A 22631-nucleotide genomic window follows, 5' to 3' on the forward strand; every position below is an offset into this window, starting at 1 on the left:
GGCCCCCGTCCCTGCAGATGTCCCTGCAAGTCCAGCCAAGGCTCCTGCTCCGTGCACAAAGCGCGGCGAGCCTAGCACCTGTTTATCCATACAGTAAAGGTCTTGCTTTCAATGAGTTCACCCATCATCCCTTGGATGGGCGGCAAGCGCCGCCTAGCCGACCGCCTCATTCCGCTTTTTCCGCCTCACGAATGCTATGTCGAAGTCTTCGCCGGCGGTGCCGCGCTTTACTTCATGCGACCCCAGGCCGCCCCGGTTGAAGTCCTGAACGACATCAACGGCGACTTGGTGACGCTCTATCGCGTTGTGCAGAACCACCTGGAAGAATTCGTGCGCCAGTTCAAATGGGCGCTCAGCTCCCGCCAGTTGTTCGAGTGGCAGAAAATGACCCGTCCCGAAACCCTTACCGACATCCAGCGCGCCGCCCGGTTCTTCTATCTGCAACACCATGCTTTCGCCGGCAAGGTCACCGGGCAGACGTTCGGCACCGCGACCACTGGCCCGGCCATCAACCTGCTGCGGATCGAGGAGAACCTCTCGGCCGCGTGGCAGCGACTGTCCGGCACCTACGTCGAAAACCTTCCCTGGCTTGATTGTGCTGAGCGCTACGACCGCGCTCATACGTTCCACTACATGGACCCACCGTACTGGCAGACCGCTGGATATGGCGTGGATTTCCCGTTCGAGAATTACGAGCGGATGGCCGACTTTATGCGTCGTTGCAAGGGCAAGGTAATGGTCAGCATCAACGACCACCCGGACATCCGTCGCGTGTTTGAAGGCTTTCACTTCGAGACGTTGGACATTCGGTACAGCAACACGAACCAGCGTCAGTGCAAGGCTGAGGTCAGCGGTGAACTGGTGATCATGAACTGGGAGCCGGCAGCGTTGGGAGGGCTGTTTTAATGGTTGTCGCGCTCGATCTGATCCGCTTGCTATGTGATTACGCTGGAGCGTTACTGTGGTCACACAAACGAAGGACCAAGACCATGGAAACCGAAACCGCTGATAAATACTTGAACATCTTCCCCTCCGAGCTGCTGGCGGCGGTGGCACGCGGGGAGGTGGATCTGAATCACTGGGCCGGCGTGGTGCTGGCTGGGCGAGGGTTGGACCAGAACGCACGCTGGGTGGGATTCCCAGAGGCGGCCCGCCTTCTGGATCAACGCAGTCAGGCTTAGTTTTCTTCCGGATTCCAGGGGAGCAACAACTGTGCTCCCTGGTTTCTGACATTCCCCACCTCTTTTCCCACGGCATACCATTCGAAATCGGCCTCAGGCCTGGAATGGTCTCTTGCAATTTCCTCTGCTTGCCCTGGGCTGAGATCCGGGTCCAGCCACTCCCGCGCTTGCTCAGGTGATAACACCAACGGCCGGCGATCATGGATATCTACCATGCCCTGGTCGCATGACGCGGTAATGATTACGAAACCGTCACCGTCTTGCTCGTCCAGACCTGGACGGGCCTGTGCGAGCGCCCCGAAGAACATCGGCTTCTGATCCTTCAACCGGATGAAATAGGGTTGTTTTTTCTTCGGATCATTTGGGTCTTTAACCCACTCATACCAACCCTCGCTGGGCACCAGTGCGCGCCCGGCCGGCCAAAGCTGTTTGAAAAACTTTCCCGTCGTAACGGTCTCGATCCTGGCATTGATCGGATCCGGACGTTTTCCCTTCGCCCAAAAGGGCGCCCATCCCCACCTCACTGGAGTGATGTGGATACCTGCCTCTGTGCTGTGCAGGATCTGCACGCGGGTCGTCGGAGCCACGTTGTACCGGCTGATCGGCTCTGCGTCGTACCCGCCGAACAATGGCAGCTGAGGGCCAAGCTCCTCCATAAACACCGCCATGCCCTCGTACTGCACGAATCTCCCGCACATGAGCTGTCCCGCCTGTCAGATTTTTCCTATACAAAATTGACCGCGAACCTTGTACAAAGTTAACTGTATGTTCGTACAGTATTTTTGGATCGGTGCGTCATGAGCTTTTCAATTCTAGGCCCTATTGCTGAGGGTGGCTTGAAGCTGCCCCTGTGTTCGTTTCGTGTGCCCGCCGGGTTTCCATCCCCAGCGGCGGACCACATCGAAGCGCACATCTCATTGGATGAGGTTCTGAACATTCGCGCTCCGCATGTCTACCTGGTTTCCATCGCCGGGGAGAGCATGCAAGGCGCTGGGATCTTTGAAGGGGACCTAGCCGTTGTGGACCGTGCGATGGAACCTGCGCATGGTCACATCGTCGTGGCGCTGCTGAACAACGAACCCGTGTGCAAGCGCCTCTGCATCCGTGGGAAGGAGGTGATTCTCCTGTCGGAGAACCCAAAGTACCCACCAAGGTACGTGCTCGAGGGCGACGAGCTGGTCATCTGGGGCGTTATCACCTGCAGCGTGCGCAGCCATGTCTAAAGCCCAGCCCGTTTTCGCCCTGATCGACTGCAACAGCTTCTACGCCAGTTGCGAAAGAGTGTTCCGCCCGGACCTGGCCCGCGTGCCCATCGTGGTACTGAGCAACAACGACGGCTGTGTGATCGCTCGCAGCTACGACGCCAAGCCCTACGTGAAAATGGGCGAGCCGTATTTCCAGATCAAGCACAAGCTGCAGAAGCACGGCATCGTCCCGTTCTCGTCGAACTACGCGCTTTACGGCGACATGAGCGAGCGCGTGATGACGCTAATTGAATCGATGGTGCCGGCCGTCGAGGTCTATAGCATCGACGAAGCGTTCGCGGATCTGACCGGCATTGACGGCCGGGATGCCCTCGGTCGCAAGATCCGCAGCCATGTGTTGCGCTGCACCGGCATCCCTGTTGGGGTGGGGATCGCTCATACGAAAACCCTGGCAAAGCTGGCGAATCACACGGCCAAGCGCCTGCAGGTGCAAACGGGCGGCGTGGTTGATATCTGCGATCCGTTCAAGCGCGACTGGGTTTTACGCAATACCAATGTGTCCGAGGTGTGGGGCGTCGGCCGCAAAATGAAACTGCACCTGGACGCGATGGGCATCAAGACCGCCATGGATTTGGCCCGGACCGACCCTTGGACACTTCGAAAGAAATTCAGCGTGGTGATCGAGAAGACCGCCCGGGAGCTGGCCGGCACGCCATGCCTTGAACTGGATGAGCCGGACCCGCCGAAGCAGGAGATCTGCTGTAGTCGGATGTTTGGTAAGCGGCTCACGGAGCTGGCACCGATCAAGGAGGCGGTGGCCACCTACATGATGCGTGCTTCGGAAAAGCTCAGGGCGCAGCAGTCGCTGTGCAAGAAGATCCGCATCAGCATCCGCACCGGCCAGTTCAATCCCGAGGAGGCGAAGTACGCCAATGGGGTGCTGATTGACCTGCCGTACCCCACCGACGACGTGCGGTTGCTGACCAAGGCAGCGGTAGATGCGCTTGACCGAGTATTTCGGCCAGGATTCAAGTACAGCAAGGCTGAGGTGTTGTTGATGAACCTCTGTAAGCAGGGTGAGTATACCGACGATCTATTTGCCACTTCCCAGCCTGCCGACGCCACGAAATTGATGACAGTGTTGGACCAGATTAACGAACGATGGGGTAGGGGAACGCTCCGATCAGCCGGCGTGCCGGCCAACCCAGACTGGGGCATGCGTAGGGAGATGATGAGCCAGAGTTATACTACTAACCTGGACCAGCTATGGCGGGTGTCCAGTCAATGATCAGTTGACCCGAGCCGCCGCCACGGTGGCTTTTTTGGGAGAAATAGCCCCCATTCAAATCAACCCGCTAATCGTTATGGGAGGTTAGCAAGACTACTGAACGACGCTACACTATGCTCAATTCAATCGAAGAACCGAATCGTTCATAGCTTGCTACCATCTAATTCATATGGGATAAATACTTTGAGAGACTCCGTAAAAATAGCTTGGATAACTGCAGGGTTGACTGGTTTATTTACTATTGTCGCCAGTTTGGCCACGTATTGGTTAACGAACAAAGCTCCGGAGATGTCATACACGCTCGCCGGCGGACCAAGTTTCAGCACGCCTGAGGGAGTTAAGAGAATATTTGTTCTTGAAATAAATAATAGTGGTTCCAAAGAAATAAAAAATACCTATGTTAGGCTAGCCCTCCCAAATGGGGAGTTTAGTGAGGTTGCGGCAGACGCAACGGCTGGTGTGGTACTAACGGAAACAAAGTCTAAATCAACTTTTGAGTTGCGTGCAGATATTCTCAATCCAAGCGACACTATTAAACTATCATTTTTAACTGCGCAGCAGACAGACAAGACTGAACCACAGATAACTGTAAGAGCCCCCGGTCTAAATGCAACTGATGCCTCTGGCAAATCCAAAGGGTCAACGTCAAGTTATCTTTTTTGGGCATTCACTGCCATCGCCGTTGTTGCTCAACTCCTTAGTAGTTTTGTAACTGGGAAATACAAAAGCAATAAATCTAAAAATTCTGGGAGTAGACTGAAAAATAATGAGCTATCAGCATACATCTTTGGCGTATGCGGACTGCAAAGCGAGATTTCGAACATCAGCACATCATTTAGAGGGGTTGCTGACTTGCTAGGCGCACTTAGCAGGAGAAGCGAAAAATATAGAGTTCAGGCATTGGTTGCATTGAAGGCCCATTTTCTGGTTAAACATATTCATGAGGCCTCGCTAGCTGTCTTTCGCTATAATATTGCACTTCTCAGCGATAGTCCGATCTCAGATGATGAGTATAATGAGATACGCTCTAAAGCTCTTGATGAGGGCGATGATACAGTAGTTTGGAGGTCAACCTGCTCTGATTTTATTCGACTTGAATTTCAAAAATATGTGCATTCTTTGTCCGATGAGGATTTAGCCAGTTTGAATGCTTATCTTCATTGAGTAGGAATGCCTAAGCCTGATGAGTCTCGTATTTTATCCTTTTAGCTTGATGATAACAGTTGCAAGTGGCATGTCCCTAAAATGATGTTTTATACTAAATATTTCAATGGTGTCGAAGATGGGTAACGTTCTTGAAAATTGCCGAACTTTTAATTTCAGTGAGTCGTACTCCTACGCTGATAAAGTACGAAAGGCTATTTTCGAAGACGATTTTTTTATTGAGCCAATAGATGCGGCCAGCGATTTAGAAAAACAAGCCGCAAGACCACAAAAATGGTCTATTTTGCATGATTATATAGATTATGTGGTTCGTGATGACTTGAATTTTTATTTTCGTGGTGGTGGATGGGATTACGATGATGTGCGCCCTATATTTTCTATGCTCGACTCGCATAGAATCCCGTACTTGACACTTGTGCAGTATGTCGAAGAGCAGTTTCGAGATGATGAGACTGAAGAGACGGTATTTGTTACAAAAGAGCTTATGGAAGAGTACAAGTACGAGTATTTGTCAGAATATCTAGAAGGGATAGCACTGGACGGGCTTACTTCTTTAATTGTTGTGGAGGTTTTTACACTGCTTTTCGCTGATCGAGAAGCAATGAAGGCCTTCAATCTAAAGCTTGCTATGAGCTTGGGGACTAGGACCCCCAGATGTACATACTGGCCCAAGTGGTTGGAGCGTGCTTTGTTTTGTAGAGAGAAAGGTCTTTGTGCGATTTGTAAGTCAGACTTGACGTCGCTATATCATGTGCATGGAAAACTTGCGGTTGATCATATAGTTCCTATCGCTCTCAACGGGGTGAATGATCCAACCAATCTGCAAATACTTTGCGAACGCTGCAACGGAAAAAAAAGTGGTACGGAAGTAGTTACCTCAAATTCAATGCCAATATTTTGGTAGCTGATGTTGATCGAATTACCCGGTCGATTAGGGGCGCTGAAGTATGGCACTTGTTCGCGTCAATGAACAATAGCTGCGCATATATGGTGGCGCTGGTTTGCTAGCATAGTTTGTTGTGGAGAGTCTCCTATTGTCGCTGTAGATGGCGCTAAGCATCGGCCTATCTATTCGTATTAGTTATCTCTTTTCTGACCAATAAATTCGTCATGGCGCGCTTCCCCAGCGAATGAAGTTGGCACTTTTAGGCAATGGTTATACGTCCAAGGTCGGGTGGATTAAGCGCTCCGATCTGTGAATGTCCGTTCTTGGCCGAATGCTGCGAATCACTTAGAGCCGCGACCAGCCATTAAAACTTACCTAATGCGTGTGGTTGAACCATTGCAGCAAATAAAAAGCCCCGCTCGTGACAACGTATGCGGGGGTTGGAATTGCGGGGGAGCGTGGGGCGAAAATGGGACAAACCGTACGCCAAATCATACCAACCAAGGCCCATTATGCGTTTATGCAAAAGGGCCTAAAAGGTCTTGATAGCAAAGAAATACGGTCCTCTGTCCCAGAATCCACCACATACCCCAGCACAATCGGCGAGTGTGCAGGGGGAATTACGTTTCTTCAAATGTCCTAAAGCTCGCTCGCCATTCTCTCCAGCCGAGCATGACATATGTCTTGAGCGCAATTTGGTTTTCGAAAGGTATGAGACGAGTGTCGTCTAGAGCGCTCAAATAAGCTTCGAGGTCACCGAGGGCATCACAGAATGGACCTGGCGCGTGTGCCTTAAGTACGTCGTTGATTTTTTCGCGCAAGCCATTTCCAACTTCTACCGGTAACAATGCCAGGATCGTACGGACCTGATCTGCTGTTGGGATTGGCTCGCCATACTCGGTGAAAGCCATTGGATGTAACGATTGATTCAATGCGGTATTCCTTTCGAATCAGATGCTAGCCTGCCTGAAGGCAAGCGTTGAGGATAGTCGTCCCGTCTCCTCGGGAAACCTCGTACCAATTCCCGTACCAATCGTTGCGTTTTGGTGAGAATAATCAGGTAACCCTAAGCACAAAGCCCTTATTTCTTTACCTCTGAGCGCTAAGCAGAACCCACCCTACATGGCGGTGTGATTCTCGGCCAGCACCGCACGGTTGTGACACGCCAAGCTGTGGTTGCTAGATATTTGCTACAGGGGCAACGAAGAAAGCGGCGCTAAGCAAGCGGTACGGCGGGTTTGGCAACTAATCTGTCCAATCCATCATGGGTGCGACGGAAAAGCGGCGGGAGAGTGGAGCAGGTTGTAGGGGCATTGGAAATCTGAGTCATCGGGGCGAATGAGGCGCAGTTTATCAGGGTTATTTGTCGGGTACTTAGCGGGTTCTCGACCCTCGCCACTCGATCTCCGGCGCCATCAGACGGATTGCATGCTCGGTTAGGGTTCGACGCGCACCTTGTGTTGATGAATTACTGTGGATACGATAATTTCATGCGGATTACCCAGCCAAAGACGCTCGCAACGTGGAAGAACGTGGACTTCCGTTTGCCCTCGTGCGGGACTTTGAATGGTCTACCGCATTGATCCTGGAGGATGATCGATTCGACTACGGTGAGTGTCGTTATCGGGCGATGGGATACATAGGGGATCGGCTGCATGTCGTAGTGTTTACACCACGGGGTGACGCGGTCCACGTCATCAGCTTTCGTAAAGCCAACAAACGGGAGGTCAAAAATTATGACCAAGAAACCTAATCCTGAGAAGGTCGAAACGGCAAATCCCGAATGGACGACTGAAGACTTTGCCAAGGCCAAACCAGCCAGCGAGGTGCTTGTGGGATTGTTTGGCAAAGCTCAGGCAAAGGAAATGCTCAAGCCAAAGCGTGGCCGGCCAAAGTCGACAGCCACGAAAGAGCACGTCAATGTTCGTTTCGATGCCGACGTGCTGGAGAGATTCAGAGCTTCAGGGCCGGGCTGGCAAACGCGGATGAACGCCGCCTTGGCCGATTGGCTTAAGACGCATAAGCCAGAAGAACTGAAGGCTTAGTCGCTAAAATATCTTTCCAAAAATAAACAGCGGCCGATGGGCGGCTTTTTGGGGGTTGCTGATTGGATTTGTCTCGGTAGCTGTATAAATAGATCCGTCCCCTTTCCGTCGGTTTTTGCCATCTTTGGTGGTGGCAGTTTAAGTGGATTCATCGCTACCGGTGTAAAGATGGCTTTCTATCAGCTTTTGTCTGGAAGTGGTTGGGAGTCGCAGGTAAGAATTATATTGTGATTGGAATATTTCCAGCTCTGACTTCTGGAATTTCGTTAGCTTGCCGGAGAGCTTGGCTACTTCGCTATTATGATAAACAAGGGATAGGCTGGTTTTTTCATCATCCTCCAAGTTTTCCTTCAGCTCGAAGAAAAAGCCAAACGATATGAAAAAAGTGTACCAGCTGATCGGTGGAGAATGTACAGCTTCCTCCGCTTGAGGGCCATATAAATAAAAACGATCATCAATTTTGTTGCCGATAGTAACGAATAATTCCTTAGCATCGCCTTCTAAATCCATTGTGTCTAACGCGTCTTTTGCCCCGGCTCCTTCGACATTTTGATATATTCCTTTTACAATTTCCTCAATTTTTTCCGACGCTGCGGTAAGAGCCGCTAGAGTTTGGTTGGTAGTTGAAAATTGTTTTGATAGTGAGCGTGCTTGTAAGTAGTCAAAAAACATGCCAGCCCATTGTTTGCGAAGGTGAGCAAAAATTTCTTTATTTAGAGAGAAGCCAAAGAAGCCATTATTGTTTGGTGCGTGTCTGATCTGGTCGATGAAATTGAAAATGTCGATTGCATGTTCTTGTTTGTCGATTGAGGGAAAAGTTAAGTCTTTAACGAAGGGCTTTTCCTTGTTTTTTTGCCAGAAGTTGTGGTCATTCAAAACGTCTTGTTTTATAAAGGTGCAGATGGGTATGCCTTGCTCCCGGGCAGCTGCGTATTCCGCATTTGTTATTGATTTAGATTTGTCTGCAACATACTTTCCTCCAAACCTCCCGCCGATAATTAAAACAAAAATCTGACAGTTGCTTGTCTCTCGGACGCATGCGGTGTGCGTGTGCAAATCTGGATGATAGAAAATATCTCCGCGCTCGCTAAGTGCGGTTTCAAAGCCGAAGCTGTTACAGAACGACACCATGCTATCTCGCTCATCTGCGAGGTCGTAACACGTTGAGCTAATAAAAACTCTAGGTATGGCCATCCAGCGTATCCTTATTTTTCTGATGGAATAGGTGCGTTTTATAAGTAAAGGAAATGATGGCATTATGCAACTTTTGTTCGCTGTCGGTAAGGAGAAGGTGCAAAAATATTGATCGCTGAGTCATTTTTTTGGGCCAGCGCCGAGCTTAAGCCCTACGGAACCGTCTACTATTCAGGTCTGACGGGGAGGGCACGCAGTTGATTCGACGCAGCGCCTATCGGATTGACTAGGATTGCCAAAAGGGATATAGGATCTTGATACGCTGATTGAGATATCCGGGGAACAATCAGAAGTGACGACGGAGCTGCGCTCCTAGCTCATCGTGGATGAAGGTGTCTTGGTTCGTTGTTGCTTTTGTCCTTATTTAAATCGAACAGGTCGAGGAGACGTCAGTCCTGTGGATCCCGGCTTCGGCTGCTAAATCCGAACGGCAAAGCGCCCAGCTGCAGTTGGTACCTTTGCTAAAGGAGAAACGTAGAAGTGGCACTAAGCAAACAACGCAGTGGGTCCGGCGATTAATCCATCCAATCCATCTTGAGCAACAGAAAAAACGACGAGACAGCGCAGCGGCGTGTAAAGACATTGGGGAATTTGAATCAGCAGGGCGTATCAGGGATGAAGTGCAAGTGTTCGCGGCTCAGGTCTGAATCATTTCCCCAATGCACTTCTCAAAAACCGCCTCCATGGGGTCCAGTACACAGTTGTAAGCCGCGATATTGGCGTCGATCCATTCGTCTTTATCGATCCCCCACCAACTGATCTCGAATCCGGCATTCATGATGAGGTGTTCGAACAGGATGCGCTGGGCGCGGCCGTTGCCTTCGCGGAATGGGTGGATGATGTTGATATCGGAATAGGCATCTGCCACGGCGATGATCAGTTCAGTTCTGCTCAGTCCCTCGAACCAGTTCGACGCCGCCAGGTTGGCGAATATCTTGTTGGCTTCCTTTTCCATGTATTCAGGTTGGCAAAAACGCGTGGCTTGCTTGGCCATGCCAACGGTCCGCAGCTCTCCGGCCCATTCGAACAGGTCCGAGAACAGCGCTCGATGAATATTCCGCAGATAAGCCAGGCTGTAAGGAGGGGGGGTGAATTCGACATTGCTCGCAGCGATGGCCGAGAGCTGTTGTTCGGCTTCGCTCAGGGTCGGTTCGTCGTGGATACCGAGCTTATTGCGCAGGACCGTGGAGCCCGGGTAACAATAGGCGTCTTCGCCGACGCCGTATTTGTCGGGCATCAGGCTCGGGTCTTGGTGAAGGTCTTCAGGACTTCCTCACGGGAAGGCAGCTTGTCTTCGCTGTCTTGCGCAGACACCTTGAACCCTTCCAGGCGCAGGCTGGCCGCGTAGTTGGACCGGCGAGTCCTGGCCGCGTAGGCCTTTTTTGTTTCCAGGCTGACAGTGCCCATCGGGGTGGACCTCGAATCGCGTTGGTTGGCGAATTATAGCCCATCGCCCCGGCGAGGCCTATGTCGCGGTCGGGATCAGTCTTCCATCGGCAACCGGATTGATCAACGGGGCTTGCATATCGGCGCATCTCCGAATACTGTTCATGCATCCAGTATTCGGGAATTCTCCATGCAGCTCATCGCCAAGCTCGGCATTCTTGCAGACGCCGCCAAATATGACGCGTCGTGTGCCAGCAGTGGGGCGCCCAAGCGCAGTTCGCGCGGTCGCGATGGGCTTGGGGCCACGGATGGCATGGGGATCTGCCACAGCTATACGCCGGATGGGCGTTGTGTCTCGCTGCTCAAGGTGTTGCTGACCAATTTCTGTCTGTACGACTGCCAGTATTGCGTCAACCGCCGTTCCAGCAACGTGCCGAGGGCGCGCTTTACGCCGGAGGAAGTGGTGCGGCTGACGCTGGATTTCTATCGTCGCAATTGTATCAGCGGGCTGTTCCTGAGTTCCGGCATCATTCGCTCGGCCGATTACACCATGGAGCAACTGATTCGGGTGGCGCGCTTGCTGCGCGAGGAGCATCAATTCCGAGGCTACATTCACCTCAAGACCATTCCCGATGCTGATCCGCTATTGATCGAAGAGGCGGGTCGGCTGGCGGATCGCCTGAGTGTGAACATCGAACTGTCCTCCGAGGTGAGCCTCAAGCGCCTCGCGCCGGAAAAGCAATTGATCACGATTCGTCAGGCCATGGGCACCATCCATGAAGGTCAGCAGGCGGTGGCTGGCGAGCCGCGAGCGCCGCGCTTTGCGCCGGCCGGGCAGAGCACTCAGGTGATCGTGGGAGCGGATGCCACCGACGACCATGCCATCCTCAGCAACGCCGAGTCGCTCTACCAGGGCTATGGTTTGCGGCGAGTCTACTATTCCGCTTTCAGTCCGATTCCCGACAGCCCGGCCAGCGTGCCGCTCGCCGCGCCGCCGTTACTGCGTGAGCATCGGCTGTATCAAGCCGACTTCCTGATGCGTGGCTACGGCTACAAGGCGGGCGAACTGTTGAATACGTCCAGCAACCTGGACCTGGACATTGACCCGAAGCTGGCCTGGGCGCTGGCTAATCGCGATGTGTTCCCACTCGACCTCAACCGTGCCGAGCCGGCCCTGCTGGCGCGCATTCCCGGCATCGGCCTGCGTAGCGTGCAGCGCCTGGTGACGCTGCGCAGGGAGCGGCGGATTCGTTATGACGATCTGGTGCAGCTGCGCTGCGTGCTGGAAAAGGCCCGCCCTTTCATTGTGACCAGCGATTACCGGCCCGCTGACGCGCAAACGCGCAGCGGCTTGCTGCGGGCACGTTTGCGCGATCCGCAAAGACCTGTGCAAATGGGGCTGTGGGGATGATCGCGCTGGATTGCGATGACGATTTCGCCATCTGGCGCGACCAAGCCCGGACGTTGCTTGGTCATGGAATAGACCCCTGTGACGTGACTTGGGCCCAGGGCCCCATGGCCGATCTGTTGGCAATGCCGACGCCCTTGCCGCAAGGCCCGGGTCCGTTCCGCACTCGCGTCCCGGCGGCGCTGTTGAGCCAGTTGCAACAGGCCAGTCGTTATCACGGCGAACAGCGCTGGAACCTGTTGTACGAAGTGCTCTGGCGCGTAGCACATGGCGACCGCACCGCCATGCTCGCGGGAGATCGCCTGGGCAGCGAGTTGCAACGGCGGATCAAGCAGGTCAGTCGCGAGGCTCATCACTTGCACGCCTTCGTGCGCTTCATTCCCTTGCCGCCAGCTGTGGCAGAACAACTGCAGTTGGACCTGGTGGCGTTCCACCAGCCGGCACACGACATCCTTGAGAGCGCGAGCGGTCATTTTGCCGAGCGGCTCGGTCGGCAACGCTGGCTGATCGCAACGCCTCGCGACGGTATTCGTTTCGACGGCCAATCGCTGGATTATCAGCGCCATTGCCCGGCGCAATGGCAACAATGGGCCCGCTACGCCGAAGACCCCGGCGCCGAGTTGTGGCGCACCTATTACAGGCACATCTTCAACCCGGCGAGGCTCAACCCGACCGCGTTGCGCCAGCACATGCCCGGGCGGTTCTGGAAGCATTTGCCTGAAGGCGAATTGATTCCTCAACTGGTGGGGCAGGCGCGGCAGGGGAAGCAGAAGGATGGGCAGGCGTTGGAGGTGGGGGAGAAGGTGGGGAAGCGGATTGTCGTAGGCGCTGCGGTAGGGGCACAGGAATAAGACAGTGCCCACGATGGCTCCGGCACAGTAGTCAAACACCCTTGCTCGCACTCGCCGGCCTGCGCAACGCCGCAATGTCCCGCTTGGGCGACGCACCGAACAGGCGGGCGTATTCGCGGCTGAACTGCGAGGGGCTTTCGTAACCCACTCGGTAGGCGGCGCTGGCCACGTCCAGGTGTTCGTTGAGCATCAGCCGTTTTGCTTCGTTCAGCCGCAGCCACTTCTGGTATTGCAGGGGGCTCATTGCCGTGAGTTGGCGGAAGTGATGGTGAAAGGTCGGGGCGCTCATCTGTACCCGTGCCGCCAGGTCATCCACGCGGATTGGCGCGGCGTAGTTCAACTTCAGCCAGTCGATGGCCTTGGCGATCCGGTAGCCCTGGCTGTCGACGGACGCGATCTGGCGCAGCCGCGCCGCCTGGTCGCTCAGCAGTAATCGGTAATGGATCTCGCGCTGGATCAGCGGCGCCAGGATGGGGATCGCCTCGGGTTCATCCAGCAATGCCAGCAGGCGTACGAACGGCGCCAGGAAGTCCGCTGTGCTGGTGCCGATCCCCGCGCCGATCCCGACTGGGCGCTCAAGACGCGGCGCCAGCCCGCCCTGGGCGACCAGATCGGCAACCATGCGCAAATCCAGCCGCAGCACCAGGCCCAGGCATGGCTGTTCCGGGCTCGCGACCATCACTTCGGAATTTGCCGGCATATCCAGTGAAGTCATCAGGAATCGCCCGGTGTCGTACCCATACGCCTGGCCACCAATCCAGACCTGCTTCATCCCCTGGGCGACGAGAACGATGCTCGGTTCGATCATGCAGGTCGCGGGCGGGGCAGGGGCGTCGCGCCGGAAAAGGCAGAGGCCGGGCATTGACGTTTCGACGTCACCCGATTCCGTGGTCCGGGGAGCGATGAGGTCCGCGAGCATCTTTTGCGGCGATTTGCCTTGGATGGTCATTTCGATTGTCTGTCGGAGTGATAGTTATAGGCAGAACCTTAACTCGCCAAGCGAAGCGCTGCCTACGGCAAATAAGCAGGCTCACAGGATCGGGCAAGAACTCCAGCGAAATGTTCTACCGGCCAATGACGCCGGTCCCTGAAACTGCCAGTTGAATTCAACTCAACAAGGAGTCATCTCATGCGTGTACAAGCCTACGGCGCCCACGCGGGCGACAAACCCCTTGAACCGATGCAGATCAATCGCCGCGCACCCGGCGCGCACGACGTGCAAATCGACATCGCCTTTTGTGGAATCTGCCACTCGGACCTGCACCAGGTGCGCGCCGAATGGGCAGGCACTCAGTTCCCTTGCGTCCCTGGCCACGAAATCGTCGGCCTCGTGTCGGCGGTGGGCGCCCATGTTTCCGCGTTCAAGACCGGTGATCTGGTCGGCGTCGGCTGCATTGTCAACAGCTGCAAGCATTGCGAGGACTGCGAAAGCGGCCTGGAGAACTACTGCGACGGCATGATCGGTACCTACAACTTCCCGACGCCGGATGATCCGGGCTGGACCTTGGGTGGCTACTCGCAGAACATCGTGGTGCATGAGCGTTATGTGCTGCGCATCCGTCACCCTGAAGAGCAATTGGCCGCCGTCGCGCCACTGCTTTGTGCAGGCATCACCACCTATTCGCCATTGCGTCACTGGAACGCCGGGCCGGGCAAGAAAGTCGGCGTGGTCGGTATCGGTGGCCTGGGGCACATGGGCATCAAGCTCGCTCACGCGATGGGCGCGCATGTCGTGGCGTTCACCACATCAGAATCCAAGCGCGAGGCCGCCCGGCAGTTGGGCGCCGATGAAGTCATCGTGTCGCGTAATGCTGATGAAATGGCCGCCCACGCCAAGAGCTTCGACTTCATCCTCAACACCGTGGCGGCGCCCCACGACCTCGACGCTTTCCTGGTATTGCTCAAGCGCGACGGCGCGATGACCCTGGTGGGCGCTCCAGCGACGCCTCATTCGTCGCCCAATGTCTTCAACTTGATCCTGAAGCGTCGAACCATTGCCGGGTCCATGATCGGTGGGATTGCCGAAACCCAGGAAATGCTGGATTTCTGCGCTGAGCACGGCATCGTTGCCGACATCGAGCTGGTTCGTGCGGATCAGATCAACGCGTCCTACGAGCGGATGCTCAAGGGCGACGTCAAGTATCGCTTCGTGATCGACAACGCTACGTTGGCCGGTTGAATGTAAGCCTCAAAGCGTTCAGGCCCGATTGATGCGGGAGCGGGCCTGCGCGCGATCGCGGTGTTCCAATCGCCTGTGGGCGGATTGTGCCGTCGTCATCGCGAGCGAGTTCGCTCGCCCAAGGGTTTCGCGCCCTTTCATAAATTTCAGGTTGTTATCCATGATCCATACTTTATCGCCCACCCCGCAGGGTAAGCCTGCGTGGGGCGCGGTGCTTGCCATGTCGTTGGCTGCCTTCGCGCTGGTCGCCTCGGAATTCATGCCGGTCAGCCTGCTGACACCGGTAGCGGCGGACCTTCATGTCAGTGAAGGACAGGCCGGCCAAGGCATCGCCGTTTCAGGCGCCTTCGCCCTGGTCACCAGCCTGTTTATTGCCACCTTTGCCGCCCGGGTCGACCGCAAATGGCTGCTCTCGGCGTTGACGCTGCTGATGGTCGTTTCCGGCACAGTGGCTGCGCTGGCCCCCGACTACGTGACGTTCATGGTCGGCCGCGCCTTGATCGGCGTTGCGATTGGCGGCTTCTGGTCGCTGTCGGCCGCTACGGCCATGCGCCTGGTGCCGGAGGACCAGGTCCCCCGCGCATTGGCCATCGTCAACGGCGGCAATGCCTTGGCGACGGTAGTCGCCGCGCCATTGGGTAGCTTCCTGGGAGCAATCATCGGTTGGCGTGGCGCGTTCTTCTGCATCGTGCCGGTCGCCGCGCTCGCCCTGACGTGGTTGCTGTTGAGCCTGCCCTCGCTGCCCTCGCGGATGAAGCAGGGCGGCGGCAATCCTTTCAAGCTGATGACCCAGGCCCCGGTTGCGTTGGGCATGCTGGCCGTCAGCACGTTCTTCATGGGCCAGTTCATGTTGTTCACCTATCTGCGTCCCTTCCTCGAAACGGTGACGCAGGTGAGCGTGTCGCTGTTGTCGTTCATGTTGCTGGTGATTGGCCTGGCCGGTTTGCTCGGAACCTTCCTGATCGGTTGGTTTTTGAGGAACGGCCTGTATCGGACCCTCATCGTCATCCCGTTGTTGATGGCTGCAATCGCTCTTGCGCTGGTAGCGTTCGGCGGGTCAACGGTCATGACCGCCGTGCTGCTGGGTGTCTGGGGGCTGGTGGCAACGGCGGCGCCGGTTGGCTGGTGGACCTGGCTGGCCAGGACGTTGCCGGAAAATGCCGAGGCCGGCGGCGGATTGATGGTGGCGATCGTCCAGCTCGCCATTGCGTCTGGTGCCACGGTGGGTGGCCTCCTGTTCGACCTGAGCGGTTATCGGGCGACGTTTGAAACCAGCGCGGCCGTGTTGGTCGTTGCGGCGGTACTGACCATGCTGGCGGCCCGTGCCGCGGCTCGCAAGCCTTCGCAAGCGTCGAGCGACGCGACATATGGCGCGGTGCGGGAGTCAACCTGATCGAAACCAATGCAGGCTTCGTTGATCTATAAGCAGGGAAAAAAATCCCTGATGCTATCGGACAACCGAAGCTGGACGAGACCGTTGGGCGCCTGCAGTTTGGTGGCATATTGATATCTTGGTAAGCTGCAAACTCGTTACCTACCGAGTTGGTTAGTTGTGTCTACTGAAAGAATTTCCCAATTGGAGCAGGCGCTCCTGGCGGTCATTGCGGCCGCGGGCAAGATGGGCGTCAGTTGTGATGAACTTTGCGCGCAGGCTGTGGGCGGGCTGGTGTCCGAGCGCTACTGGAGCTGGGCGGATGCCCAGCACGCTCAAGGCGCGGCTGACGAGATCGATAACGCCTTGGCGGTCCTGGTCGGCCGGCAAACGGCGGCGCCTGGCGATCCCATGCAAAACGGGCCTGATGCGGCATTTGAATCGGCTGCCAGCTGAACCTCCTGTGTTCAAAAATGGGCGACCCGACAGGTCGCCCATTTGCTTAAAGCCCCAACCCTTCCTCGATGATCATAAGCAGAGCATCCTCATTCAGCGCTACGGGTTCGGCCTGTTGCCCGGTCGGCCGTAGCTGCCAGAGCGATTCGCCATGCTCGCCCACGGTGCGCAGGATGCAGCGCTTCACGCCTTGCATATGGATTTCGATGCATCCCTCCGCGCTGGTGGAGAAGCGGGCGATCGGATCGAGCGAGATGCGCCGGTGGTTGCCCTCGATCACCAACTGGTCAATGGCGTAGTTGTACGTCGATCCGCTGGAGTGGCGCTCGAAGACGTGGGTCGGATTGCGCCGGATAACCAGGCCCGCCCCACACACCGGCGCCAGCCATGTTTCGATCTGACGGTACAAGTCGTAGACCTGGCCGGGCCAGTGTTCGATGGCCAGGTCGGCGCAGTTGTCGATGTCGGCTGGGGTTCGCTGGGCCTGCCTCAGCTTCGCCGCGAGTTCGTCTGCCTTGCTCATGTCGATTCCCTGTCGTGGTGATAGGTTGAGCGTAGCTGATGGAGTGGGGGGGCTCAGTTGCGCTGGGTCATGGAGCGGTTTCGTTTTGACTCGCAGCGAGCTGATTTCGGGCGTTCGCAGCCATGTGCGAGTAACTTTTCGAATCGGGTGACCTATATGGCGAGGGCATTGATGACATGTTCAGGGTCGTTATGAATGGCCCGTAACAAAGCTTTCGCGGGACCGGTTGGCTCGCGCCGCCCCTGCTCCCAATTGCGTAGCGTGCCCAACTGAACATCGATCAATGCTGCAAACTTGGCTTGGGTCAGGCCGGTGGCTTTTCGTATCTCCTTCACCTGCAACGCATCGACGATGAACTCCCGGGACGGCTGACGCTCTCCTCGGACAATCTCATCCATCTGTTGCACGCTTTCCATCAGCTCATCGAAAAATCTGCTCATGGTTATCTCCAGTGCTCGACGATCATTTTCAACGCTTTGCGTTGATCACCCGTCAAGTCTTGCTGTTCGTTTTTCGAATAGATCATCAGTAAGGCAATCTGTGAGGCCGAGTTGAAGTGATAGTAAATCACCCGGGCTCCGCCGCGTTTTCCATGGCCTTTAGCTGCGATGCGAATCTTTCGGATCCCGCCGGTGGCTTCTATGACTTCACCCGCGCAGGGGTTGCGAAGCAATGTTATCTGCAGCGCGAAAAATCATTGTCATCTATCAACTCCCTGACCCGCCGGGTGAACGTTGGGTTTCAATAAAAATCATAGCTAATGTACGCCAATGGCTTACCGGCGGACAATCCTATAGGACGCAGTTTCCCTATTCATCTGGAAAGTTGTAACGACAATCTCCAACGTATGCGTGGACTCAGTGTTGCGCCCGAAACGAGGGAGCGCTTTGCGTGGAGGACCTCTCATCACCTCTGCTGGCCATCCGCTCAACCGCATCCGGCAACGAAGCCACATGCACCGCGCGCGACGGCATGGCGAAGCGCACGCCGATCCTGGCGAACTCTTCCATCATGCCCAGGTTGATCGCCTGCTGGATGTCCATGTAGACGTTGTAGCTCGGGTCCAGGACGATATAGACCGTTTCAAATTCCAGGGCGCTTTCACCGAAACCGCGAAAGTGTGCTCGGTCGAAGCGGGTTTTTTCCTGGGCCTTGATGATCTTTTCGACGATGACCGGTACTTGCCGCAGTTGTTCTGTCGAGCATTCCTGGGGCAGGGCGAATTCGAAGACGATGCGGCGCTCCTGGAGGCGTTTGTAGTTCTGGATGGTGGTGCTGATCATGCCGGCGTTCGCCATGACGATCTGCTCGCCACCCAGGCTGCGGATTCGCGTGGTCTTCAGACCGACATGTTCCACGGTCCCGGCCAGGGCGCCGACGACGATGAAGTCGCCGACTTCGAAAGGTTTGTCCACGGCAATCGACAGCGAAGCGAACAGGTCCCCGAGGATATTCTGCACCGCGAGCGCCACGGCGATGCCGCCCACGCCGAGGCTGGCGACAAACGCCGTGATGTTCACGCCCAGGTTGGACAGCATCGCCAGGAGCACCACCGCCCAGAGAAATACTTTCGCACCCCACAGGCTCAAGGTGGCCAAGGCGCTTTTCTGATGAATGTCGGAGTGGCTGTGGCGGGCGAAATAATGCATCAACGCCAGGGCGATCGCTCGGTTTGCCCATAATCCCACTTGCAGGGCCGCCACCACGAACCAGAGGCTGCTGACTCGACCCAGCCAGCGTTCCGGCAAGTCCAGTACGCCAACGCCGATCAGGATCGAGGCCAGCAATAACAAGGTATTGCTGGTACTGGACAGTACTTCGACGGCGATGTGGCTGACATAAGCGTCGGGTTTTTGTGCCCGGGCACGCACGTTTTTCAACAGAAAACCGACGCCAGCCCTGGCGATAATAAAACTCACCGTCATCACGCTCAGTGCCAGCAGCCAATTAGCGATGGAAATGCCCAGTACCTGGGTGTCGGTAAAAATATCGAGGGAGCTTGAGTCCATGGATGGATCACCTGTGCCATTTCTGTTCAGGTTGTGCCCTGACCGCACCGGCCGGGCCATGAACCTGGTTAGTTCACAGGTGGCAAAGGCCCGTTCAATTTTCTTGCTGTCAGCGGCCCCGGGCGTGGCCGCTGATCCGACGCAAGCGCCTCTCTTAGCGCAGCAGATGCACCGCCAGCCCGGCCAGGCCGCAGCCCAGCAACACCTGGATGACGCCGCGTTTATAGCGGAACAATGCAATGAACGCCGCGACTGCAAGGATTGCCGATGGCCAGTCCAGTGCTGCGTAGAAGCCCTTGGGCCAGAGCACGTGGTAACCAAAGAAGCAGGCGAGGTTGAGAATCACCCCCACCACCGCCGCGGTGATCGCTGTCAGCGGCGCGGTGAATTTCAATTCGTCATGGGTCGATTCCACCAGCGGACCGCCGGCCAGAATGAACAGGAACGAGGGCAGGAAGGTGAACCAGGTCACCAGCGTGGCCGCAACCGCACCCGCCAGAAACGCCTTTTCGGGGCCGAACACCTGCATTACGTAACCCCCGACGAAACCGACGAACGCGACCACCATGATCAGCGGTCCCGGAGTGGTTTCGCCCAGCGCCAGGCCGTCAATCATCTGGGTCGGTGTCAGCCAGCCGAAATGTCCGACGGCGCCTTGATACACGTAGGGCAGAACTGCATACGCGCCGCCAAAAGTCAGCAGAGCCGCTTTGGTAAAGAACCAGGCCATCTGCGTCAAGGTTCCTTCCCAACCAAACATCGCGGTCAACAGGCCCATCGGCAGAATCCACAGCAGCGCCCCGACGATCAGCAGTCGGGCCAGGCGGGTGGCACTGAAACGAGCGTGTTCCGGGGTCGGTGTATCGTCATCGATCAGGGCCGGGCCGAACGACTTGCGCCTGGCATCGTGGCCGCCCAGGCTGAATTTTTCCGGTGCCCAGCGACCGCCGAAGTAACCGATGACTGCCGCCCCCAGTACGATTAGCGGGAAGGGTACGTTGAAGGCGAAGATCGCCGTAAACGACGCGGCGGCGATTGCCCACAGCCAGTTGTTCTTGAGCGCGCGCGCGCCTATCCGGTGCGCGGCATGCACGACGATCGCCGTCACGGCGGGCTTGATGCCATAAAAAATGCCGGCCACCACCGGCACTTCGCCAAAGGCGACGTATAGCCAGGATAATGTGATGAGGATGAACAGCGAAGGCAGGACGAACAGCGCCCCGGCGATTACTCCGCCCCAGGTTCGATGCATCAGCCAGCCCAGATACGTCGCCAGTTGCTGGGCCTCGGGGCCGGGCAGCAGCATGCAATAGTTCAAGGCGTGGAGAAAGCGCCGTTCAGAGATCCAGCGCCGACGCTCGACCAATTCCTGATGCATGATCGAGATCTGGCCCGCCGGTCCGCCGAAGCTGATGAAACCCAGTTTCAGCCAGAACCAGAAGGCCGCTCGCAGGCTGACGGTCGACGGTCTGGTCTGTAGGTGATCAACAGCGCTTTGGTTCGGAGTGCTCATGGTCCGCGGGCCCTGGGTATCAAGGCCACCTAAGTTATGGGGCGAGACACGTTTTAGATAGTCCCCGGTTAAGGTTTGCGTGTAAAAAACGCTTCGAGGGCGGCATTTAAGCCAAATGATGAGTGGTTTTTTGGATCCACCAAGCCATCCATCGACTTCGTCTCATCGGCAAATTGCCGCCCTCCAAGCGGTACGCTAAGCTCACGAATATTAGGGGCTTTGAGCAATCTGCTCATGCTTTGCCCTCTTCAGGAATTCGCTTGTCTATCCCCATCAATGATCCGCTCCATGCGCCCGGCGGCACCCTCAAGCGCCTGCCGTTGCTCAAGGCTGCGGTGGCGTTTATCGCGACGGTGTGCCTGTGCCTCTGCGGTTTGCTCTATCTGCAACTGGAGCAATCCCGTCGTCACGACCTGGAGTCGGCGCGGATTGCTTCGGGCAACCTTACCCGTGCCATGGCCCAGCAGGCCCAGGATACTTTCCTGCAGGCCGATCTCGTGCTCGGCAGCCTGGCGGACTGGATCCAGATCGATGGCTACGGCCCGGCGGTGCGCGCGCGGCTGCAACAGACCTTCGCCCGGCGCGTGCAATCTCTGGAACAACTGCATGGTCTGTTTCTGTTCGACAAGAACGGCCAGTGGGTCATCACCTCGTTTGAAAAGCTGCACCGGGGATCAGGCATCGCGGATCGCGAATATTTCCAGTTTCACCGCGAGAATGCCTCGCTGGTCGCTCATATCGGCCCGGCGATCCGCAGCCGGCAGAACGGCGAATGGATAATTCCCGTTTCCCGCCGGCTGAATGACCGCAAGGGTAATTTCCAGGGCGTGCTGCTGGCCGGGATCAAAATGTCGTATTTCGACCAGTTCCTGAAGAGTTTCAACCTCGATGACAAAGGCGAGATGGCCCTGGCGTTGTCCGATGGGACCTTGCTGGCGCGGCGGCCGTTCGACGAGGCGCTGGTCGGTGCGTCCATGGCGCGACATCACATTTTTCAACACGACCCGACGGTGGGGGCGTCCGATGAGGAAATGATCCGCTCCGCCACCGATGACATCGTCAGGCTTTATGGCCACCGACACCTGCAAGCCTACCCATTGGTGGTCATTGCGGCGATGTCTGAGCCCGCTATCCTTGCAGGCTGGTATGACCGGGCGGTGCAATCGAGCCTGATCGTGGCCTTGGTGGTGCTGGGTATCTGCCTGTTTGGCTGGGTTTTCGTCCATCAGGTGCGTAACAGCGAGCGGATCGAAGCGGACCTGCGCAAAGCCCAGCAAGCCTTGGAGCTGATCGCCACCCATGACAGCCTGACCGGACTGGCGAACCGCCGGCTGTTCGAGCGGGCCCTGGGCAACGAATTCGGTCGAGGCGCCCGCCAGCACAGCCCCTTGAGCCTGATCATGCTCGATATTGATTTTTTCAAGCGCTACAACGACACCTACGGACATGTCGCGGGTGATCATTGCCTGGCGGAAGTGGCGAAGGTGCTCAAGGACTGCTGCCATCGCAAGGCTGACCTGGCGGTGCGTTATGGTGGTGAAGAGTTTGCCGTCCTGCTGCCCGATACGAACCTGCACGGCGCCATGGCATTGGCCGAACAGATCCGCCGTAGCGTCATCGATAAACAGATCACCCATTCGGCCGCCCCCTCCGGCTACCTGACGGTCAGCCTGGGTTGCCATGCCTTCGTGCCCAGCAGTCTGGACAGTACAGAAGTCTTCATCCAGCGAGCCGATGCGGCCCTGTATCAGGCCAAACACAGCGGTCGTAACTGTGTCGCGGCTTTGTCCAGGGAGCACGCGTTCGAGGCGCTGGAGCGTTCTGATCGCTGAGATCCATTGGAATCATCGGCGCTGGCTCAATGTCCATTATTTGACACGTAGGTGACGCGTAGCCCTTTTCGTCAAACTCTGTAGGGTCGCCAACTGGCGCGGCAGTGGCTGCTAAGGTTAAGCAAATCCAGGCCCAACG

General features: G+C 56.4%; 26 protein-coding genes and 1 pseudogene. 14 read left to right on the forward strand and 13 right to left on the reverse strand.

From position 1 onward, the window contains the following. Nucleotides 1-111: 111 nt before the first annotated feature. Together ACE04F_RS14480 and ACE04F_RS14485 are read left to right on the forward strand one after the other, a co-directional pair. Nucleotides 112-906 (forward strand): DNA adenine methylase, encoded by a 795-nt coding sequence (locus tag ACE04F_RS14480; RefSeq protein ID WP_434699779.1) that lies wholly within the window; start codon nucleotides 112-114, stop codon nucleotides 904-906. Nucleotides 907-989: 83 nt separating this feature from the next. Continuing rightward, complete coding sequence (locus tag ACE04F_RS14485) at nucleotides 990-1181, forward strand: hypothetical protein (protein ID WP_411386991.1); 192 nt, start codon at nucleotides 990-992, stop codon at nucleotides 1179-1181. Here the strand turns inward: ACE04F_RS14485 and ACE04F_RS14490 are convergent. After that, complete coding sequence (locus ACE04F_RS14490; protein ID WP_434699780.1) at nucleotides 1178-1879, reverse strand: SOS response-associated peptidase family protein; 702 nt, start codon at nucleotides 1877-1879, stop codon at nucleotides 1178-1180. The two genes, ACE04F_RS14485 and ACE04F_RS14490, sit on opposite strands and share 4 nt — an antisense overlap. 99 nt (nucleotides 1880-1978) lie before the next feature. On the opposite strand from ACE04F_RS14490, the gene ACE04F_RS14495 reads away from it, so the two are divergent. The 4 genes from ACE04F_RS14495 to ACE04F_RS14510 all read left to right on the forward strand — a co-directional run bounded on the left by ACE04F_RS14495 (nucleotide 1979) and on the right by ACE04F_RS14510 (nucleotide 5742). Continuing rightward, nucleotides 1979-2404 (forward strand): LexA family protein, encoded by a 426-nt coding sequence (locus tag ACE04F_RS14495; RefSeq protein ID WP_043041970.1) that lies wholly within the window; start codon nucleotides 1979-1981, stop codon nucleotides 2402-2404. Beyond that, a complete protein-coding gene (umuC, locus tag ACE04F_RS14500; RefSeq protein WP_486107703.1) occupies nucleotides 2397-3674 on the forward strand; it encodes a translesion error-prone DNA polymerase V subunit UmuC in 1278 nt (425 codons plus the stop codon). The genes ACE04F_RS14495 and umuC overlap by 8 nt, the downstream gene beginning before the upstream one ends. 183 nt (nucleotides 3675-3857) lie before the next feature. Beyond that, on the forward strand, nucleotides 3858-4838 hold the full coding sequence (locus ACE04F_RS14505; protein WP_486107705.1) for a hypothetical protein: 981 nt from the start codon (nucleotides 3858-3860) through the stop codon (nucleotides 4836-4838). A 118-nt stretch (nucleotides 4839-4956) separates the two neighbouring features. Continuing rightward, the gene (locus tag ACE04F_RS14510) at nucleotides 4957-5742 is read left to right on the forward strand and encodes an HNH endonuclease (protein ID WP_486107707.1); all 786 of its coding nucleotides are present in this window, start codon (nucleotides 4957-4959) and stop codon (nucleotides 5740-5742) included. A 602-nt stretch (nucleotides 5743-6344) separates the two neighbouring features. Here the strand turns inward: ACE04F_RS14510 and ACE04F_RS14515 are convergent. Continuing rightward, entirely contained in the window at nucleotides 6345-6656 is a 312-nt protein-coding gene (locus ACE04F_RS14515; protein WP_486107709.1) for a hypothetical protein, read from the reverse strand. Between the two features lie 620 nt (nucleotides 6657-7276). Here ACE04F_RS14515 and ACE04F_RS14520 point away from each other — a divergent pair. Together ACE04F_RS14520 and ACE04F_RS14525 are read left to right on the forward strand one after the other, a co-directional pair. Further along, complete coding sequence (locus ACE04F_RS14520) at nucleotides 7277-7477, forward strand: BrnT family toxin (RefSeq protein ID WP_486107765.1); 201 nt, start codon at nucleotides 7277-7279, stop codon at nucleotides 7475-7477. After that, the gene (locus ACE04F_RS14525) at nucleotides 7461-7769 is read left to right on the forward strand and encodes a BrnA antitoxin family protein (protein ID WP_486107711.1); all 309 of its coding nucleotides are present in this window, start codon (nucleotides 7461-7463) and stop codon (nucleotides 7767-7769) included. Before ACE04F_RS14520 ends, ACE04F_RS14525 begins: the two co-directional genes overlap by 17 nt. Before the next feature lie 138 nt (nucleotides 7770-7907). Here ACE04F_RS14525 and ACE04F_RS14530 read toward each other — a convergent pair whose 3' ends face one another. The 3 genes from ACE04F_RS14530 to ACE04F_RS14540 all read right to left on the reverse strand — a co-directional run bounded on the left by ACE04F_RS14530 (nucleotide 7908) and on the right by ACE04F_RS14540 (nucleotide 10370). Then, entirely contained in the window at nucleotides 7908-8963 is a 1056-nt protein-coding gene (locus ACE04F_RS14530; RefSeq protein WP_486107713.1) for a DUF4062 domain-containing protein, read from the reverse strand. A gap of 637 nt (nucleotides 8964-9600) precedes the next feature. Next, nucleotides 9601-10200: a putative adenosine monophosphate-protein transferase Fic gene (locus tag ACE04F_RS14535; RefSeq protein WP_486107715.1), complete on the reverse strand. Its 600-nt coding sequence runs from the start codon at nucleotides 10198-10200 to the stop codon at nucleotides 9601-9603. Beyond that, the gene (locus ACE04F_RS14540) at nucleotides 10200-10370 is read right to left on the reverse strand and encodes a YhfG family protein (protein ID WP_434601288.1); all 171 of its coding nucleotides are present in this window, start codon (nucleotides 10368-10370) and stop codon (nucleotides 10200-10202) included. Before ACE04F_RS14540 ends, ACE04F_RS14535 begins: the two co-directional genes overlap by 1 nt. Nucleotides 10371-10539: 169 nt before the next feature. On the opposite strand from ACE04F_RS14540, the gene ACE04F_RS14545 reads away from it, so the two are divergent. Both ACE04F_RS14545 and ACE04F_RS14550 read left to right on the forward strand, forming a co-directional pair. Beyond that, entirely contained in the window at nucleotides 10540-11760 is a 1221-nt protein-coding gene (locus ACE04F_RS14545) for a putative DNA modification/repair radical SAM protein (RefSeq protein ID WP_486107717.1), read from the forward strand. Further along, nucleotides 11751-12608 (forward strand): TIGR03915 family putative DNA repair protein, encoded by an 858-nt coding sequence (locus tag ACE04F_RS14550; protein ID WP_486107719.1) that lies wholly within the window; start codon nucleotides 11751-11753, stop codon nucleotides 12606-12608. Before ACE04F_RS14545 ends, ACE04F_RS14550 begins: the two co-directional genes overlap by 10 nt. A 31-nt stretch (nucleotides 12609-12639) precedes the next feature. Here ACE04F_RS14550 and ACE04F_RS14555 read toward each other — a convergent pair whose 3' ends face one another. Then, entirely contained in the window at nucleotides 12640-13557 is a 918-nt protein-coding gene (locus tag ACE04F_RS14555; protein WP_486107721.1) for an AraC family transcriptional regulator, read from the reverse strand. Nucleotides 13558-13737: 180 nt separating this feature from the next. Here ACE04F_RS14555 and ACE04F_RS14560 point away from each other — a divergent pair, with 180 nt between their 5' ends. Then, on the forward strand, nucleotides 13738-14787 hold the full coding sequence (locus ACE04F_RS14560) for an NAD(P)-dependent alcohol dehydrogenase (protein ID WP_486107723.1): 1050 nt from the start codon (nucleotides 13738-13740) through the stop codon (nucleotides 14785-14787). An 18-nt stretch (nucleotides 14788-14805) separates the two neighbouring features. Here the strand turns inward: ACE04F_RS14560 and ACE04F_RS14565 are convergent, their stop codons facing one another. Then, entirely contained in the window at nucleotides 14806-14949 is a 144-nt protein-coding gene (locus ACE04F_RS14565) for a hypothetical protein (protein ID WP_486107725.1), read from the reverse strand. On the opposite strand from ACE04F_RS14565, the gene ACE04F_RS14570 reads away from it, so the two are divergent. Together ACE04F_RS14570 and ACE04F_RS14575 are read left to right on the forward strand one after the other, a co-directional pair. Beyond that, nucleotides 14948-16180, forward strand: a complete 1233-nt coding sequence (locus tag ACE04F_RS14570; protein WP_486107727.1) for an MFS transporter — start codon at nucleotides 14948-14950, stop codon at nucleotides 16178-16180. The two genes, ACE04F_RS14565 and ACE04F_RS14570, sit on opposite strands and share 2 nt — an antisense overlap. Nucleotides 16181-16339: 159 nt before the next feature. Then, the gene (locus tag ACE04F_RS14575; RefSeq protein ID WP_486107729.1) at nucleotides 16340-16615 is read left to right on the forward strand and encodes a hypothetical protein; all 276 of its coding nucleotides are present in this window, start codon (nucleotides 16340-16342) and stop codon (nucleotides 16613-16615) included. Between the two features lie 46 nt (nucleotides 16616-16661). Here the strand turns inward: ACE04F_RS14575 and ACE04F_RS14580 are convergent, their stop codons facing one another. The 6 genes and pseudogenes from ACE04F_RS14580 to ACE04F_RS14605 form a co-directional block, all read right to left on the reverse strand. After that, a complete protein-coding gene (locus tag ACE04F_RS14580) occupies nucleotides 16662-17138 on the reverse strand; it encodes a hypothetical protein (protein WP_486107731.1) in 477 nt (158 codons plus the stop codon). 152 nt (nucleotides 17139-17290) lie between these two features. Beyond that, nucleotides 17291-17578 carry a helix-turn-helix domain-containing protein gene (locus tag ACE04F_RS14585; RefSeq protein WP_434601281.1) on the reverse strand — a complete coding sequence of 96 codons (288 nt, stop codon included), beginning with the start codon at nucleotides 17576-17578 and terminating at the stop codon, nucleotides 17291-17293. A 2-nt stretch (nucleotides 17579-17580) separates the two neighbouring features. Then, nucleotides 17581-17893 (reverse strand): annotated as a pseudogene (locus ACE04F_RS14590) (type II toxin-antitoxin system RelE/ParE family toxin). Nucleotides 17894-17995: 102 nt separating this feature from the next. After that, on the reverse strand, nucleotides 17996-19147 hold the full coding sequence (locus ACE04F_RS14595; RefSeq protein WP_486107733.1) for a mechanosensitive ion channel family protein: 1152 nt from the start codon (nucleotides 19145-19147) through the stop codon (nucleotides 17996-17998). Between the two features lie 154 nt (nucleotides 19148-19301). Beyond that, the gene (gene chrA, locus ACE04F_RS14600) at nucleotides 19302-20660 is read right to left on the reverse strand and encodes a chromate efflux transporter (protein WP_486107735.1); all 1359 of its coding nucleotides are present in this window, start codon (nucleotides 20658-20660) and stop codon (nucleotides 19302-19304) included. A gap of 68 nt (nucleotides 20661-20728) precedes the next feature. Next, nucleotides 20729-20896 (reverse strand): hypothetical protein, encoded by a 168-nt coding sequence (locus tag ACE04F_RS14605; RefSeq protein ID WP_486107737.1) that lies wholly within the window; start codon nucleotides 20894-20896, stop codon nucleotides 20729-20731. A gap of 24 nt (nucleotides 20897-20920) precedes the next feature. Here ACE04F_RS14605 and ACE04F_RS14610 point away from each other — a divergent pair, with 24 nt between their 5' ends. Beyond that, on the forward strand, nucleotides 20921-22492 hold the full coding sequence (locus ACE04F_RS14610; RefSeq protein WP_486107739.1) for a GGDEF domain-containing protein: 1572 nt from the start codon (nucleotides 20921-20923) through the stop codon (nucleotides 22490-22492). Nucleotides 22493-22631 lie beyond the last annotated feature (139 nt).

This window comes from Pseudomonas sp. AGC41 (assembly GCF_057334555.1).